The organism is Thiothrix nivea DSM 5205, from assembly GCF_000260135.1.
Taxonomy (GTDB): domain Bacteria; phylum Pseudomonadota; class Gammaproteobacteria; order Thiotrichales; family Thiotrichaceae; genus Thiothrix; species Thiothrix nivea.
Map to the genome: position 1 here is coordinate 4,117,564 of NZ_JH651384.1, position 16,442 is coordinate 4,134,005.

At 53.2% G+C, this 16,442-nt stretch carries 17 protein-coding genes and 3 pseudogenes; 4 read left to right on the forward strand and 16 right to left on the reverse strand.

Going from position 1 to position 16,442, the window contains the following annotated elements; translation table 11 throughout:
* Window positions 1-7 precede the first annotated feature (7 nt).
* From THINI_RS20515 to THINI_RS24585, 3 genes and pseudogenes are all read right to left on the reverse strand, one after another.
* Entirely contained in the window at window positions 8-1,240 is a 1,233-nt protein-coding gene (locus THINI_RS20515; RefSeq protein ID WP_002710433.1) for a right-handed parallel beta-helix repeat-containing protein, read from the reverse strand.
* Between the two features lie 103 nt (window positions 1,241-1,343).
* A pseudogene (locus tag THINI_RS20520) lies at window positions 1,344-1,958 on the reverse strand (ATP-binding cassette domain-containing protein); the annotation flags it as partial.
* Window positions 1,959-2,117: a PIN domain-containing protein gene (locus tag THINI_RS24585; protein ID WP_245536663.1), complete on the reverse strand. Its 159-nt coding sequence runs from the start codon at window positions 2,115-2,117 to the stop codon at window positions 1,959-1,961.
* Window positions 2,118-2,238: 121 nt separating this feature from the next.
* On the opposite strand from THINI_RS24585, the pseudogene THINI_RS27410 reads away from it, so the two are divergent.
* Window positions 2,239-3,175 (forward strand): annotated as a pseudogene (locus THINI_RS27410) (IS1595 family transposase).
* On the opposite strand, the gene THINI_RS25405 reads toward THINI_RS27410, so the two are convergent.
* From THINI_RS25405 to THINI_RS20545, 4 genes and pseudogenes are all read right to left on the reverse strand, one after another.
* Window positions 3,120-3,416, reverse strand: coding sequence for a PIN domain-containing protein (locus THINI_RS25405; protein WP_154724468.1), 297 nt, complete (start codon window positions 3,414-3,416; stop codon window positions 3,120-3,122). The pseudogene THINI_RS27410 and the gene THINI_RS25405 sit on opposite strands and share 56 nt — an antisense overlap.
* Window positions 3,417-3,418: 2 nt before the next feature.
* Window positions 3,419-3,655: a DUF2281 domain-containing protein gene (locus tag THINI_RS20535; protein ID WP_002710434.1), complete on the reverse strand. Its 237-nt coding sequence runs from the start codon at window positions 3,653-3,655 to the stop codon at window positions 3,419-3,421.
* A gap of 46 nt (window positions 3,656-3,701) precedes the next feature.
* Complete coding sequence (uvrA, locus tag THINI_RS20540) at window positions 3,702-6,521, reverse strand: excinuclease ABC subunit UvrA (RefSeq protein WP_002710435.1); 2,820 nt, start codon at window positions 6,519-6,521, stop codon at window positions 3,702-3,704.
* An 81-nt stretch (window positions 6,522-6,602) separates the two neighbouring features.
* A pseudogene (locus tag THINI_RS20545) lies at window positions 6,603-6,917 on the reverse strand (element excision factor XisI family protein); the annotation flags it as partial.
* A 287-nt stretch (window positions 6,918-7,204) separates the two neighbouring features.
* Between THINI_RS20545 and THINI_RS25410 the strand changes: the two are divergent.
* Window positions 7,205-8,746: a TAXI family TRAP transporter solute-binding subunit gene (locus THINI_RS25410; RefSeq protein ID WP_002710437.1), complete on the forward strand. Its 1,542-nt coding sequence runs from the start codon at window positions 7,205-7,207 to the stop codon at window positions 8,744-8,746.
* A 44-nt stretch (window positions 8,747-8,790) separates the two neighbouring features.
* On the opposite strand, the gene THINI_RS20555 is transcribed toward THINI_RS25410, so the two are convergent.
* From THINI_RS20555 to THINI_RS20580, 6 genes are read right to left on the reverse strand one after another with little or no spacing between them, the layout of a single operon-like run.
* The gene (locus tag THINI_RS20555) at window positions 8,791-9,114 is read right to left on the reverse strand and encodes a formylglycine-generating enzyme family protein (protein WP_281054682.1); all 324 of its coding nucleotides are present in this window, start codon (window positions 9,112-9,114) and stop codon (window positions 8,791-8,793) included.
* A 32-nt stretch (window positions 9,115-9,146) separates the two neighbouring features.
* Window positions 9,147-9,680 (reverse strand): transposase, encoded by a 534-nt coding sequence (locus THINI_RS26800; RefSeq protein WP_081485833.1) that lies wholly within the window; start codon window positions 9,678-9,680, stop codon window positions 9,147-9,149.
* Between the two features lie 14 nt (window positions 9,681-9,694).
* Window positions 9,695-10,075 carry a helix-turn-helix domain-containing protein gene (locus tag THINI_RS26805; RefSeq protein ID WP_040838909.1) on the reverse strand — a complete coding sequence of 127 codons (381 nt, stop codon included), beginning with the start codon at window positions 10,073-10,075 and terminating at the stop codon, window positions 9,695-9,697.
* Window positions 10,076-10,118: 43 nt separating this feature from the next.
* Window positions 10,119-10,748 (reverse strand): toll/interleukin-1 receptor domain-containing protein, encoded by a 630-nt coding sequence (locus THINI_RS20570; RefSeq protein ID WP_040839657.1) that lies wholly within the window; start codon window positions 10,746-10,748, stop codon window positions 10,119-10,121.
* Window positions 10,749-11,168, reverse strand: coding sequence for a type II toxin-antitoxin system VapC family toxin (locus THINI_RS20575; RefSeq protein WP_002710438.1), 420 nt, complete (start codon window positions 11,166-11,168; stop codon window positions 10,749-10,751).
* Window positions 11,165-11,413, reverse strand: a complete 249-nt coding sequence (locus THINI_RS20580; RefSeq protein ID WP_002710439.1) for a hypothetical protein — start codon at window positions 11,411-11,413, stop codon at window positions 11,165-11,167. Before THINI_RS20580 ends, THINI_RS20575 begins: the two co-directional genes overlap by 4 nt.
* A 310-nt stretch (window positions 11,414-11,723) precedes the next feature.
* Here THINI_RS20580 and THINI_RS25835 point away from each other — a divergent pair, with 310 nt between their 5' ends.
* Window positions 11,724-11,894 (forward strand): hypothetical protein, encoded by a 171-nt coding sequence (locus tag THINI_RS25835; protein WP_002710440.1) that lies wholly within the window; start codon window positions 11,724-11,726, stop codon window positions 11,892-11,894.
* Between the two features lie 157 nt (window positions 11,895-12,051).
* On the opposite strand, the gene THINI_RS20585 is transcribed toward THINI_RS25835, so the two are convergent.
* On the reverse strand, window positions 12,052-12,456 hold the full coding sequence (locus THINI_RS20585; protein ID WP_002710441.1) for a type II toxin-antitoxin system VapC family toxin: 405 nt from the start codon (window positions 12,454-12,456) through the stop codon (window positions 12,052-12,054).
* Between the two features lie 218 nt (window positions 12,457-12,674).
* Between THINI_RS20585 and rlmKL the strand changes: the two genes are divergently transcribed.
* Window positions 12,675-14,819 (forward strand): bifunctional 23S rRNA (guanine(2069)-N(7))-methyltransferase RlmK/23S rRNA (guanine(2445)-N(2))-methyltransferase RlmL, encoded by a 2,145-nt coding sequence (gene rlmKL, locus THINI_RS20590; protein ID WP_002710442.1) that lies wholly within the window; start codon window positions 12,675-12,677, stop codon window positions 14,817-14,819.
* Between the two features lie 56 nt (window positions 14,820-14,875).
* Here rlmKL and hemE read toward each other — a convergent pair whose 3' ends face one another.
* Together hemE and THINI_RS20600 are read right to left on the reverse strand one after the other, a co-directional pair.
* Window positions 14,876-15,946, reverse strand: a complete 1,071-nt coding sequence (gene hemE, locus THINI_RS20595; protein ID WP_002710443.1) for a uroporphyrinogen decarboxylase — start codon at window positions 15,944-15,946, stop codon at window positions 14,876-14,878.
* Between the two features lie 36 nt (window positions 15,947-15,982).
* Window positions 15,983-16,429, reverse strand: a complete 447-nt coding sequence (locus tag THINI_RS20600) for a GatB/YqeY domain-containing protein (RefSeq protein ID WP_002710444.1) — start codon at window positions 16,427-16,429, stop codon at window positions 15,983-15,985.
* Window positions 16,430-16,442: the final 13 nt, after the last annotated feature.

Sequence of the window (16,442 nt, forward strand, 5' to 3'; positions counted from 1 at the left end):
TATGCAGTTAGCGTAGTTTGGCCACGCCTATCGCTTGAACCTCCAAATCCCCATCACTGTATGCCGAACCTCCCTTGAATAATGGATAGACGTAAGGTTTCAAATTATTAGGATCTCGTTGAATATCATACTGCTCAATACTCCATGGGCCGCCATAAGCGCCAATATCATTACGGGACCGGTCAAGATCAGCATATTGGTAATCTGATGGCCCAGCGTTGATAGCCGGAGAATTAGCAGCCAATTTAAAATCTATTGTATCCACATATTTTGGATCTGCATTAAGGTTTCCATCGCCTGATGGACATGGATCCGTTATTTCAAAACAAATATTATTGGCTATTTTTATTGAAGAGGAAATTGCAATTGGTCGATTTATGCCGCGAATAATATTTCCAGATATATTACCCCTGATAGTATTACTATAGCTACCTATAAAACCATACCAATCACTAGTCGTACTTGAATCTGCATGAATAATATTATTGGTAAAATTGAAGCTAATTACATCCGTAATGTTAGTATTTATATAAATCACTGCATCATGTTCACGTGGTGCAGACATTTTATCTAGTATAATATTATTACTAATCAAATTATCCAGCGAGCTTATAAATAAACAATATTTTGAATCAATAATTTTGCAGTCTATTCTATTTCCTAAAATACGCACTATAGAATTCCCTGAGCCACTTATTCCTCCATCAATATTATTACCAATTACCCATATAGAATTGAATGAAAAAATCCCACCTTTTAAAAAGGTATTTCCTGCTATATAAGCATTATCAATGTAGCTTGTGATATTGCCATTATTAAGTGTATTGCCAATGATTATAAGGCTGCCATCACCTTCACTTGTCTTGTAGTTACTACCATCAGGAATCCCGCTTAACCAATGATTCTGTAATAAACGTATATCAGCAGCCTGAACAAGATTCAGTGATTGGGAAAACTTGATGCCTTGTATAGTGACTTTTATTCCTTCCCCTTGGATTGCGCCAATTCCAGCAATGAGTGCATCGGTAGAACGGTTACTGGCTCTTAGGGTTAATGACTTGTCAATCGTGAAATCACCATAGTAACTACCCCCTTGCAAAACCAGGGTATCACCGTTGGAAGCATTGGCAATGGCGGCAGACAGCGTGCCAGTGCCGGGAGCAACAACTTTCTCGGTAGCCCATGCCACAGAAAAATACCCAGAAAGAAGAAATAGCAGAACTCCCATTATTGTTTTCATGTTGCCTACCAGATACAAATATTCTTATGGGAATAGTAAAATATATTTTATGAACGAGAGCTTTACACTGGGCAGGGTGCTGCCCCTATTTCTTTCAGGCACATCACAACATCCGCCGGAGAAACTCCCCGGTAAACGACCCCTCCGCTTCCGCCACCTCTTCCGGCGTCCCCACCGCAATAATCCGCCCACCCCGGCTGCCCCCCTCCGGCCCCAGATCCACCACCCAGTCCGCCGTTTTGATCACGTCGAGGTTATGCTCGATCACCACCACGGTGTTGCCGCCGTCGCGCAGGCGGTGCAGCACTTGCAGCAACTCGTCGACATCGTGGAAATGCAGCCCGGTGGTCGGCTCGTCGAGGATGTAGAGGGTCTTGCCGGTGCCGCGTTTGGACAGTTCCTTGGCCAGCTTGACGCGCTGCGCTTCGCCGCCGGACAGGGTGGTGGCGTTCTGCCCCAGGGTGATGTACGACAGCCCCACGTCCATCAGGGTTTGCAGCTTGTGGTGGATGGCGGGCACAGCGGCGAAGAACCCGGTGGCGTCTTCCACCGTCATGTCCAGCACTTCGCTGATGTTCCTGCCCTTGTAGCGGATGTCAAGGGTTTCGCGGTTGTAACGTTTGCCTTCACACACTTCGCAGGTGACGTACACGTCGGGCAGGAAGTGCATTTCGACCTTGATCACGCCGTCGCCGGAACAGGCTTCGCAGCGCCCGCCTTATGGTGGATAAGGCAACAACTGTAACTCTTGGATAAACCGATAATCTTTCTGATTCTTGCTGATCAATGGAATACCTGCCTCTATCGCAGTAGCTGCTATCAGTCCATCAGGAATCAACAATCCGTGGCTCAATCGGTATTGCTGTAGCAGTTCCACCCCTCGCTGTGAAATATTTTTTGAGGCTCAATATGCGTTTCAGGGTCTTGTTTTCCCCGGCATTGCAAACGTGATGGATAGCGGTAAAGTTAGTCATTTCCGATAGCCAAGGAGAGGCTTTATGACCTCGCTCATCAGTATTTCCAGCCTGACCAGTGATGCCGCCTGTTTCGAGCAAGTCCGTTCCGTGCGTTGGCCTAATGGGGTGATTTGTCCGCACTGCGGTTCACAGGACACTATCCGTCGAGGCAAGGATGACACCCAGCAGGAACGCCAGCGTTACCAGTGTAAGGATTGCCAAAAGCGTTTTGATGACCTGACGGGAACGGTGTTTGAAGGCCACCACCAGCCGCTGAAGGTGTGGGTGTTGTGCCTGTACCTGATGTCGTTGAACCTGTCCAACCAACAAATCGCCCGCGAATTGGGGTTGAACAAGGATGATGTTCAGGCGATGACGGAACAGTTACGGCGTGGTGTCGAGAAAAAAAACGCCAGTAAACCTGTTTGGGAATGTTGAATTTGATGAGGTTTATGTCAAGGCTGGACACAAGGGAAACCCCGAAGCCGTCGCGGATGCTGGGCGTGAAGGTCGCCGCCGCGCCCTGAAAGGTGCGCCGGGGCGTGGGACACTGGAAAAGGACAAACCACCCATTTTCGGCATGATCCAGCGTTCCGGGGAGGTCGTGATCCGTATGCTGGCGAATGTGAAACAGACGACGATCAAGCCGTTGATTGTGGAAACGGTGGCAGCAGGCACGCTGGTCTACACCGATGAGTACAACATTTACAGCCGATTGGAAGAATGGGGCTATGCCCACAAAACCGTCAACCATGGCGCAGGCGAATATGCCCGTGACGAAGATGGTGACGGTTTCCATGAAGTCCACGTCAATACGATGGAAGGTTTTTGGTCACTGTTACGCTCATGGTTACGACCTCATCGGGGGATCTCACAAGAAAAGCTACCGTGTTACCTTGCATTCTTCGAGTCTCTTCACAACATCAGGAAACGGGGGCAAGCTGCCTTACAGTCCTTGCTTTCGCTGCTGTTGGGATAAGACCCTGAAACGCATATTGAGCCTTTTTTGATAAATGAATGACCTGAAATCGCCGTAGAAATTTGGCAAGTTCACGCAGTTCAGTCTTGTTCCGGCAACCAACCACTAATTCCATCTGGGTCACACTGCTGATAGCTAAGCCCGAAGTTGCTTCGATATTTTGCAGCACCTCAACGGCCAACTCGTCCTGATGACCAGCATCAATCAGGATGTCAGTGTCAACCAGCGTAAAGTCTGACATCCTCAGCCCCATTCCTTGCGACGCAATTCCCTCACCCACTGGCTGCTATCCTGCATATCCTGACGTTCACGCCACATACCAATGAATGCCTCTTGCGACAAAGGGGTACGCGCTACTTTCTTCTTTTCAGGTTTGTTTTTTTGGTAACGGGTTTTCAGAAACTCAATAAAATCGGCAACTTGCTGTTGCGCATCAGGAGGAAGGGATGAAAGCCCTTCCATCATCGCCTGGGTATTCATAATCCACCTCATTCCGGCAGTAATTTTTTACATGATTGCTACTCTATCACAACATCCGCCTGAGGAACTTCCCGGTAAACGACCCTTCCATTTTGGCGACATCTTCCGGCGTCCCCACCGCAATAATCTGCCCACCCCGGCTGCCCCCCTCCGGCCCCAGATCCACCACCCAGTCCGCCGTCTTGATCACGTCGAGGTTGTGCTCGATCACCACCACGGTGTTGCCGCCGTCGCGCAGGCGGTGCAGCACTTGCAGCAACTGGTCTACGTCGTGGAAATGCAGCCCGGTAGTCGGCTCGTCGAGGATGTAGAGGGTCTTGCCGGTGCCGCGCTTGGAGAGTTCCTTGGCCAGCTTGACGCGCTGCGCTTCGCCGCCGGACAACGTGGTGGCATTCTGCCCCAGGGTGATGTACGACAGCCCCACGTCCATCAGGGTTTGCAGCTTGTGGTGGATGGCGGGCACGGCGGCGAAGAACTCGGTGGCGTCTTCCACCGTCATGTCCAGCACTTCGCTGATGTTTTTGCCCTTGTAGCGGATGTCGAGGGTTTCGCGGTTGTAACGCTTGCCTTCGCACACTTCGCAGGTGACGTACACGTCGGGCAGGAAGTGCATCTCGACCTTGATCACGCCGTCGCCGGAACAGGCTTCGCAGCGCCCGCCCTTGACGTTGAAGGAGAATCTTCCGGGCAGGTAGCCGCGTGAACGTGCTTCCTGCGTGGCGGCGAACATATCGCGGATCGGGGTGAACACGCCGGTGTAGGTGGCGGGGTTGGAACGCGGGGTACGCCCGATCGGGCTTTGGTCGATGTCGATGATCTTGTCGATCTGTTCCAGCCCTTCGATGCCGCGCACCGGGGCGGCTTTCACGTTGCTGTCGTGCAGGTGGCGGGCGAGGTAGGGGTACAGGGTGCGGTTGATCAGGGTGGATTTGCCGGAGCCGGAGACGCCGGTGACGCAGGTGAGCAGGCCGAGCGGGATTTCCAGCGTCACATCGTTGAGGTTGTTGCCGGTTGCGCCGATCAGTTTGAGGGTGCGTTGCGGGTTGAACGGGGTGCGCTCGGCGGGGATGTCGATCTTGCGCCGCCCGGAAAGGAATTCGCCGGTGGTGGAGCCTGCTGCCGAGGCGACCTGTTCCGGTGTGCCTTGCGCGACGATCTGGCCGCCGTGCACGCCCGCGCCGGGGCCGATGTCGAGCACGTAGTCGGCGAAACGGATCGCGTCTTCATCGTGTTCCACCACGATCACGGTGTTGCCGAGGTCGCGCAGGCGGAACAGGGTTTTCAGCAGGCGCTCGTTGTCGCGCTGGTGCAGGCCGATGGAGGGTTCGTCGAGCACGTACATGACCCCGACCAGCCCCGCGCCGATCTGCGAGGCGAGGCGGATGCGCTGCGCTTCGCCGCCGGACAGGGTTTCGGCGCTGCGGCTGAGGGTCAGGTAGTCCAGCCCGACGTTGACCAGGAATTCGAGACGCAGGGTGATTTCGCGCACGATCTTTTCCGCGATCTTGCCCTGCGTGCCGGGCAGTTGCAGGGCGTGGAAAAAGGCGTGGCTGTCACCGATGGCGATGCCGGTGAGGGACGGCAGATTGCGCCCGGCGATGAACACATTGCGCGCCTGTTCGTTGAGGCGGGTGCCGCCGCAGTCCGGGCACGGGCGGGTGGCGAGGTATTTGCTCAGTTCGTCGCGCACCGCGCCGGAATCGGTTTCGCGGTAACGGCGCTTGAGGTTGTTGAGCACGCCTTCGAACGGGTGCTTGCGCTGGTAGACCTGCCCTTTCTGGCCGTGGTAGGTGAATTCGATTTCCTTCAGGCCGCTGCCGTGGAGGATCAGCTTTTGCACCGCGTCGGGCAGCTCTTCCCACGGTTGTTCCACGTCGAAACCGTAATAGTCGGACAGCGAGGTCATCATCTGGAAGTAGTAAGCGTTACGCCGGTCCCAGCCGCGCACCGCGCCGCCCGCGAGGCTCAGTTCCGGGTTGGAAATGATCCGCTGCGGGTCGAAAAACTGCTCCACGCCCAGCCCGTCGCAGGTCTGGCAGGCCCCGGCGGGCGCGTTGAAGGAGAACAGGCGCGGCTCCAGTTCCGGCAGCGACCAGCCGCAGTGCGGGCAGGCGTAGTTGGCGGAAAACATCGTGTCTTCGCCGTCGCCGTCCATCCACGCTATCGTGGCGAGGCCGCTGGCGAGTTTGAGCGCGGTTTCAAACGATTCCGCGAGGCGCAACTGCATGTCGTCGCGCACCTTGAAACGGTCGATGACGACTTCGATGGTGTGTTTCTTGCGCAATTCCAGCGTGGGCGGCACGTCAAGGTCGTAGACCACGCCATTCACCCGCGCCCGCAGGTAGCCTTGCGCCTTGAGCGAGTCGAACAGTTGCACATGTTCGCCCTTGCGTTCGCGCACTACCGGGGCAAGCAGCATCAGCTTGCTGCCTTCCGGCAGGGCCAGCACCTGGTCGACCATCTGGCTGACGGTCTGCACCTGCAAGTCGACGTGGTGGGTCGGGCAGCGCGGCACACCGGCGCGGGCGAACAGCAGTCGCAGGTAATCGTAAATCTCGGTGATGGTGCCGACGGTGGAGCGCGGGTTGTGCGAGGTGGTTTTCTGCTCGATGGAAATCGCCGGGGACAGCCCCTCGATGTGGTCGATGTCCGGCTTGTCCATCATCGACAGGAACTGGCGGGCGTAGGCGGAAAGCGACTCCACGTAGCGCCGCTGCCCTTCCGCGAAGATTGTGTCGAACGCCAGCGAGGACTTGCCTGAACCCGATAAGCCCGTGATCACGATCAGTTTGTCGCGCGGCAGGTCGACGTCGATGTTTTTCAGGTTGTGGGTGCGTGCGCCGCGAACGCGGATGAATTTGTCCATGGGGGTAGTCGGGCTTGTGTTGGCAAAGTGCGGATTCTAGCAGGTTTTATCCTTCCCTGATGCAGGTCTGGCTTTTGGTTTTTAATGCACTGCAAAACCGGTATGGGAGCGCACGGATTCCGGCAAGAATCCCAACACAATACGCTCACGGGGAATACCACGTTCCACCAGTTCATCGGCGATGCCTGCATCGGTGCTGTCATGCTGCAACCAGACTTTATCGCCTTTCACATCAATATGAACCAGACAGCCATGAGTGCGTCTTTTATCTTGCCAACCCTGGGCGATCACCTGATAACGCGCCTGAGGGTCGTCAAAAATGGTTTCCAGTTCCACCTCTCCGGTTGCCGATGGAATGCTGGCAAAATGCTCCAACAGGTGTTTGATAATGGTTTTATCATCGTTTAGTTCAGCCGTTGGGTAACTACCTCGCGGGCTTGTGTTGGCAAAGTGCGGATTCTAGCAGGTTTACCCCGGACATGAGCCATTCCCCCCAGCGGCAAAATAGTTGTGCTTGCTTACCATGACCAGTCAAGTGACCATTAAAATTATCAAATACACCCAACAGAAAAATAAATATTAAATTCAGTAAAAATTATAAAAAAACTAAACAAATTTACTTACAATCATGTGAGTTATGTGTCCCCGACCATTAGGCCAACTTATAGGAAGGATGTGCTGGAATGGAAATGCTGGAAAGAGTGTTAATCAAATTTCTTGAATCAGTTAAGGAGTACTCTTTTCCTGTTCTAATGGCAGTAATTTTCCTGTTAATAATAATTATTGTTGGAAATAATAAGTCAAATTTATTAATAACGTTAGTAGGCATTGCGTTCCTTGCTTCTGGCCTGTTCGCACCTATGATTAGTGAAAAAATTGATAATATTGGTCGTTTTTTCGCTATATTTGTCGGATGTGTATTGATTGGCATTGCATTGTTTGGAAGTCGTATTCCATCACAACCCCCTAACACTCCATCACAACCCCCTAACACTCCATCACAACCCCCTAACACTCCATCACAACCCCCTAACACTCCATCACAACCCCCTAACACTCCATCACAACCCCCTAACACTCCATCACAACCCCCTAACACTCCATCACAACCCCCTAACACTCCATCACAACCCCCTAACACTCCATCACAACCCCCTAACACTCCATCACAACCCCCTAACACTCCATCACAACCATTTTCAGGGCAAAGCATTCCTAGCTTAGCTGAATGCGTAGATATCATTAATAGAGGGATGAATGAACCCTCAAAACCTTTCGGCCCTTTAGAGCATGACAACTGCTCAGATAGATCACCCTCATCAGTATTTTCTGGTTGGGAAGATAATATAGGTCTTGCAGCAGCTTACCAAGGCACTACATATTATGATATTGGATGTGACATTAAAAAAATAATGAGACCATATGGAATCAACATTATAGTTCAAGAAACTGAAGGTTCTGAAGACAATATTCGGAAGGTAAGAAGTCCAGATAAAGCATATTCATTTGGTCTAATTCAAGGTGATTTTATTCAATGGGCAAGAGTCAATCCCGAATTTAAAAATATTGTCGATAAGATAAAGCCACTTGCATCACTTTACGATCAAGAAATACACTTGTTCGCAAAAAAATCTATAAACAATATAGATGAACTTAAGGATAAGAGGATATCTTATGGAAAAATGAAATTTGGCGGACATTACTCCGCCGTCAATATACTAAATAATATTACTGGAATCGTAAAAAATTATCCGAACAACAATTTAATTTCCGAAAATGAGACACCAGCCGAAGGCATTTGTAAAGTATTATTAGATGAAGTTGATGCCATGTTTTATACAGGAGGTGCTCCTGTGCTATCTTTCAAAAAATTAGAGGATCTTTTTGGAAAATATCCATCTCTCAAGGATAAGGCACACTTAGTTAGCTTAACGCCTAATGATGTTTCAAACTCACCAGAATATAGTCCAGCAAAAATATCGAAGTCTCAATACTCTTGGCTTGATAAGGAGCAAATTAGTACTTTATCTACCAAAGCTATTTTATTTACTTACGATTTCAGATCTGAAGGAGATCAATACCACAAATATCGTTGCGACCAACTGAATGACATTACAAATGGCATACAAAATTGGTTGAATAATAACAATTACCTCGGCGAAGGATTTCACAGTAAGTGGTCAGAAGTAAAGGATGGGGGGTTGTGGAAGAAGCCATGTCGCTGAACTAAGTACTTAGGCATAAGTTTCCCGGAACTTTTAAATCATAACTAATTGATTTTATAGAAACCATTCTTCCGAAAAACTTTTGCCGGAGTACTTATAGTTAACGCGCCGCCGAGCGTGCTTGTTCGCTGCCGTTCACCCACGAACCGCCGCGCAACCCCTGTACCGCCAAACGCAAACGCTGTCGTCGTCCCCGCCCGGCAGGCGTATTCCCACTCCGCCTCCGTCGGCAGCCGCGCATTCAAACCGGTAACCATCCCGCTCAGCTTGTGCAAAAACTTCTGCGCCTTGTACCAGTCCACCGACTCGACCGGATGCTCCGCCCCTTTGAAGTGGGACGGATTGCCGCCCATCACCGCCTGCCACAACGCCTGCGTGCAGGCCGTATAGTCTTTTCATTTTAGTCGGCTACACTTTGTCTGTTGAATGCGTAATCAATCGCGTCGTCCAGGGTGCTACCTTTTCCCATGGCCAGACGCGCATAATGTTTCAAGGTTGCCCAGCATTGCCCGATGGGGTTGAGATCAGGCGAATAAGCGGGTAACTGAATGATACGAATCTGGTATTTCATGGCAATCGCCTCCAGGTCACCGCCTAAATGGAAGCTCGCGTTGTCCCAGACAAGCACATAAGGTTTGGGCTTTTCCTGACCTTGCTGCAACGATTTTCCCAAGGCTTCCAACCATTGTTCAACAATCATCCGGTTAATGTTGCCGGTCACTACCCACGGCATTTGCCAGCTTTGATCAGAGGCGCGGATAGCGCTGATCCAGTTGCGTTTATGTCCCCGGCCTCCAGGGCGGGGGATGTCACAAGGCTCCCCTTTTTTTGCCCAGCCCCACTCATAGCGTTCGGTACTGTAGAATCCTGCCTCGTCCGCAAACAGGATATGATCCTGACCGTATTTTTTCTCCAGATGCCCAAGTAGCCACAGGAAAACCCAGCGGTCTAGCGGTTTGGCTTGCTGGTAGAAAGAACGTTTTTTTTATGGCTCCAACCGATCCGTTGCAGCCATTTATGCAGGCCACGATAAGAAATGGCCTTGCCATAATGCGCTTCAAAGCGTGGCAGCAAATCCTCGATGCGTTCAAACGGGGTTTCGCTCTCCACCCATTGGCGAAAAGCTTCAACGTCTTTCACCTTATGGCTGTGCCCAGGGCGGGGATGCGTCCGGGGTTGGAGGCTGCCGGTTTCCTCCCTCAGGGCCAACCATTTGTCCAGGGTGCTGCGGGCTATGGAAAACGTCCCACAAACGTGGGATTTATGTTTGCTCTTGTCATAGGCAGCAACAACACGTTCACGGAGATCCTTAGAGTAGTAAGTCGGCATGATGAAGGATGGGGAAGTTGATCATCCGTCCTATTGTAGCTGACTAAAATGAAAAGACTATATCCGCCAGCCAGAACCCGCGTGTCAGCGTCACTTCATGCTGAAGCTCGTTCGCGCCGCGCCCCGCCTCATCCGGCGGCGAACCCATCAGGAAGGTTCCCGGTTCGATCCAGCGCATCCGCTGGGTAACGCCAGCCACCGCCAAATCCACATAGCGCCCAAACGCATCCGTCCCCTCGCTGGACGCCCAGACAGGTTTGGTTTCTCCTTTTGTCAAAGGGGCGACAGGGGGGATTTTCTTCCGCACCGCCGCCAGCAACACCGCCCAATCCACCCGCGTGCTGAAATCCAGCGCCTGCCAATGCCGCATCCACAAGGGCAATGAGATTGGCTCCGCCAGCACCGGAATGACCGGGATGTTCTTTTCCTCCGCCAGACTGATTTCGTTGTGCACCCAGCGGGAAGTCCACACCTTGGCGGACGCCACCAGCACCACCATCCGGCTGCTTACCAATGCCTCTTCCAGCGCCACTACCCACGGGTCGCCAGCCTCAATGCCATGCACATCGCGAAATACCGTGAATCCGGCATCGCGCAGTTGTCCGTGGAGGCGTTCGGCCAAGTGCTGGCCGTGGCTGTGGTCGCGGGCGTAGCTGATGAAGATGTCGGGCATTCACTCAAACCAGTTTTCAATCTGCAAACCGGAGAAACCCGTAAAATCATCGACATTCCGGGTGACTAAAACCAACTCATGCTGAAAGGCAGTCGCTGCAATCATGCCATCCGCAAAAGCAGGCGTTTGCCCCATGGCTGTCAAGCGAACCCGTTCCGTAGCGTGCCATTCTGCTGCTGGCTGCGTGTAGGGAAGCACCAACAAACCTGACTGCAACAAATTCTGAAAATAGGCTTCAATCTGGCTGCGTCTGCGGGACAGGGGCAAGCGTTGGCAACCAAACAACAACTCATGCCAGACAACACTGGCTGTGGCAATTTGGTGACGTTCATGCTTCAAGCGCTGCATCACCTTTGGGTCAGGCTCTGGCCTTGTCGGTTCAGACAAAATATTCGTATCAACCAAATAGCGGATGCTCACAGCACCACCTCGCGCCCTGCCGAACGATCGCGGACATCGGCGAAAATATCCTCATTATCCGGGTAGTCGGCGGGATTCATCTGCTGGCGGAAGCGTTCGATAGCCTGCCATATATCGTGGGTTTCATTGGCTGCTTCCACTTCACGCACGGCAATTTCAATGGTCTTGCCGCTGAACAACAATTTCAGGGCTTGCAGGAAATTTTCGTTCAAGTCAGCCGGGTCGAGTTTGTATACAGTGTACATGGTTATTGCTCCTGTGACGTGATGCCATGGTGAATAGTATGTCACCCGCGCTTTTTCTCAGCGGTGATCATTTCCTCATACAACCTGACAATTTCAAACTGCATACTGGGAATATAACATTGCTAAAACGGTCATGTGCATGGCTTTTGCATTAGTGCTGGCCATGGCTGTTGTCGCGGGCGTAGCTGATGAAGATGTCGGGCATGGTTGTACCGGTTTTATCCTGTATTTGTTACCATCGCCGTGATAGTTCAGCAATACCTAAAATACACATGAAAGCCGTTGTTTACATTGCATCAGAGGTTAAGCCATGATGGACGATCCAATCGTTGAAGAAGTACGCAAGCATCGGCAAGCTCATGCGGCCAAGTACAACAATGACCTGAAAGCCATTTGTGAAGCGTTGAAAATGCGTGAGCAGCAATCCAGCCGCAAGGTTGTTAACCGTGCTCCCCGCCTGCTACTGAAAAAAGCCAGCTAAGGAACATGCACGAAATATCTTCCGTAGGGGAAGGCCTTCGTGATTGGGAGGTTGTGTCGTGTATGTTCCTAAGGCCACTACGATCTGGATGGGTGTTCCACTTGTACGAGTGACTCCATGTAGCCCGCTTCCCTTCCGCTTCTCAAGGGAGTTGTGATTATAGCTTGGTGAAATTGGGTGCTTTAGCAGCTTTTTTGCCAAAGGTCAGCGTAGTGTCACAACCTTTACCTCTAGCAACCTGAGAAATCAACAGGTCTGCCAGATCATAAGTATTGTTTTGGGCGATGCTGACAAAATCACGGATACTCAGGGAATCCTGAAACTCCAGCGCGACCATGGAAAGTAATTCGCTCAGGGAATCCAGTATGGCATCACGGGGCACTTCATAAACACTTCGCAACACCCACATCAACTCCAGCACGACCACATTACTGACAAATAATGGTTGTTTCCGAGCTTCTGCGTCGATCAGCAACTGGGTAGATATGTGTGCCTGCTTTTCATCATCCTGCACTAGAAAACGCACCAACACATTGTCAGAGGTAAGGTGTGTGTAAGCCATGAAGTTCTCCCGTCAGTGGTTTTTCGGGATGCTTTTTACCACATCTTGCTTCTGTCCTATGGAGAAAAGCCGCATCCCGCCTTGCTTAACGGGTTATGCACTTATGATACGAATCCACCATACTTTTTGTAAAGCCTGATCCCCCCAAGGGTAAATTTCGCAGCTGTTGCAAAACTGATTAATGGTAAACTCCTGCTTTTGCCCGACCTCCGACTACCATGCCATCAGACACTGCCCAACCACTGCAATGGTTTTTCGCCTGCCCCCAATTCATTGAGCCACTGCTGGCGGATGAGCTAACCGCCCTCGGCGCTGAACAGGTCAAAATTGGCCACGCCGGTGTGCAGGCAAGCGGCGATTTGCGTTTCGGTTACACCACCATGCTGTGGAGCCGCCTCGCCTCGCGCGCCACCCTGCAACTGGCGCAAGGCTACGGCAAGGATCAGGCCGAGCTGCAAACCCTGATCCATTCCATCCCCTGGGATCAGCATGTGCACCCGGATGGAACCCTGAAAGTGCGCTTTTTCGGGCGTAATGACGATATCCGCAACACCCAGTTCGGCGCGCAATGGGTGAAAGACCAGATTGGCGACCAGTTCCGGAGCAGCCACGGCGAACGCCCCAGCGTCAGCGATAACCCCGATATCGTGGTCGCGGTCAACTTGCACAAGGGCAACGCCAGCATTGGTATCGAACTCAACCAGCAAAGCCTGCACCAGCGCGGCTACCATGATCCGGATGCGCATTACCCCCTGCGCGAAAACCTTGCCACCGCTGCCTTGATCCGCGCCGGGTGGCCTGTGCTGCTTGCCAGCGATGCCGCTCACCTCACCCTGTTTGACCCGCTGGGTGCACCCAGCACTTTCCTGATCGAAGGCGCGCTCATGGCGCTCGACATTGCCCCCGGCCTGTTACGCGGCAGAACCGTCACCAGCCGCTGGCTCGGCCACGATGCAACCCTGTGGGAAACCCTGCGCGATGCCGCCCGCCAACGTCAAGCAGCAGGTCTGGAACGTGCCAGCCGCTACACTTTCAGCGCCGCTGGCAACCCCGCAGCCCTCCTCAACCTCCGCACCGACTGGCAAGCTGCCGGGTTGCTTCCATCCCTCTTGCTCCCTGCCCCCCTTGGGAGGGAAGGGTTGGGGAAGGAGGAGGAGAACGGAGCCACCGGCCTGGCCATCACCCACCTTCCCTACGACGAAACCACCACCAACGTCGCCCTGCAACCCATCTACACCGCGTTAGGTGAACAACTTGCCAGCCTCCCGCCAGGCTTCCACGCAGCCATCTTCACCGATGCCAAAGCCCCCATTGCCCTCACTAACCTGTTTTACAGCAAGGAATACCGCCTGCTCAACGGCGAAACCGAATGCAAGCTCTACACTTTCGATAAGCTGGAGCAGAAAGAACGTGCGGCCAACCTGTTTGCCGAAGACCTCGCCAACCGCATCAAGAAAAACCTGCGCAAGCTGAAACCTTTCATCAAGCGCGGTGACAGCAATGCCTACCGAGTCTACGACGCCGATATCCCCGAATACGCTATCGCCGTCGACCGTTACGCTGACTGGCTGCACGTACAGGAATATGCCCCACCCAAAACCATCGACGAAAAAGTGGCGCAGCAACGGCTGGAACAGGCGCTGATGACCTTGCCCGAAGTGCTGGAAGTACGCCCCGACCACATCGTCCTCAAACAGCGCAAGCAACAAAAAGGCCGCAACCAGTATGAAAAGCAGGGCAGGGCGGAACAATCCCTGACCGTTACCGAACATGGCGTTAAGCTCAAGGTCAACCTGATTGATTACCTGGATACCGGGCTGTTTCTCGACCACCGCCCGATGCGCCGCTGGATGCAGCAACATGCCGCCGGTAAAAGCGTGTTGAACTTATTCTGTTATACCGGCGCGGTTAGCATCCATGCTGCGGTAGGCGGGGCAAAACGGGTGGATAGCGTGGACATGTCAGCCACCTACCTGGATTGGGCGGAAGACAATTTCCACCTGAATGGTTTGGCGCTGGAGCCTTACAAATACCGTTTCATCCAGGCCAATGCGGTGGAATGGTTGGAACGCTGCCGGAGCCGTTATGACCTGATTTTTCTCGACCCGCCGACTTTCAGCAATTCCAAGCGGATGGAGGATGTGTTTGACGTGCAGCGTGACCATGTGGAATTGATCCGCAACTGTATGCGCATACTGGAACAGGATGGGGTGCTGGTGTTTTCCAATAACTTCCGCAGGTTCAAACTCGACCTGATGATTGAAGCGGATTACCAGGTGCAGGACTACCGGATACAGTCACTGCCGGAGGATTTTCAGCGTGACCCGAAAATCCACGGCTGTTGGCTGATCAGGCACAGATAAGGCGGAAAAGGGCGTATGCAATACGCCCCGACAGATGTTCCGGGGAAAATGCTGTCCTACGCTTGACGGTGATATTGCCGCCCTAGCTCATGCACTGCGTCTACCAGCACGCCCACGTTTTCCGGGTCAATATGCTGATGGATGCCATGCCCCAGATTGAAGACATGCCCGGAACCTTGCCCGAAGCTAGCCAAAATGTCGGCCACCTGCTGGCGGATCACTTCAGGTGATGCATACAGCACGCACGGATCCATATTGCCTTGCAGGGCTACTTTGTCGCCTACGCGGCTGCGGGCTTCGCCGATGTCGATAGTCCAGTCCAGCCCCAGCGCGTCGCAGCCGGTGTCCGCCATCGGCTCCAGCCATTGCGCACCACCCTTGGTGAACAGGATGACCGGCACGCGGCGGCCTTCACGTTCACGTTGCACGCCGTCGACGATTTTCTGCATGTAACGCAGGGAAAACTCGCGGTAAGTGGAAGGGGTCAGTGTGCCGCCCCAGGTGTCGAAGATCATGGCCGCTTGCGCGCCTGCTGCGATTTGCGCATTCAGGTACAGGATGATGCTGTCGGCCAGTTTGTCCAGCAACAGGTGCAGGGCGGCAGGGTTGCCGTAGAGCATTCCTTTGACCTTGGCGAATTCCTTGCTGGAGCTGCCTTCCACCATGTAAGTGGCCAGTGTCCAGGGGCTGCCGGTGAAGCCGATCAGGGGAACGCGCCCGTCCAGTTCACGGCGAATGGTGCGCACTGCATCCATCACGTAACGCAACTCGCCTTCCGGGTCGGGGATGCCGATCTTTTCAATATCTGCCAGTGTGCGCACCGGTTGGGTGAAGCGTGGGCCTTCGCCTTCTGCAAAATACAGCCCCAGCCCCATCGCATCGGGAACAGTGAGGATGTCGGAAAACAGGATGGCGGCATCCAGCGCGTAACGTTCCAGCGGTTGCAGGGTGACTTCGCAGGCGAGTTCCGGATTTTTGCACAAGTCCATGAAGCTGCCCGCTTGCTGGCGGGTGGCGCGGTACTCGGGCAGGTAACGGCCTGCCTGACGCATGATCCAGATAGGGGTGGTGTCTACCGGTTGTTTCAGGAGGGCGCGTAGAAAACGGTCGTTTTTGAGTTTGGTCATGTCGACGCCCTTGAAAGCGTGTGATTGGTTGGCTGCTTAGCCGTTGAGGCGGTTTTTGATTTGCCCGCTCAGTTGGCCCATGTCGGTGCGGCCCTGTACTTTGGGTTTGAGCCAGTTCATGACTTTGCCCATGTCGCGCATGGAGGACGCGCCGGTTTCAGCGATAGCCTGCCCGATCAGGTCGGCAAGCTCGTTGTCGCTTAGCGGCTGGGGCAGGTAAGTCTGGATAATGCCCAGTTCAAATTCTTCCTGCCCGGCAAGGTCGTCACGGCCTGCATCGGTATACTGGCGGATGGATTCGCGGCGCTGCTTGGTCATTTTGTCCAGCACCACCAGAATGGCGCTGTCATCCAGCTCGACGCGCGTGTCCACTTCCTGTTGCTTGACCGCCGCCAGGATCAGACGGATAACCCCCAACCGCGCCTTGTCCTGTGCGCGCATGGCGGCTTTCATGTCTTCGGTGATTTGCGCCTTGAGGCTCATGGCTAACCCAGGG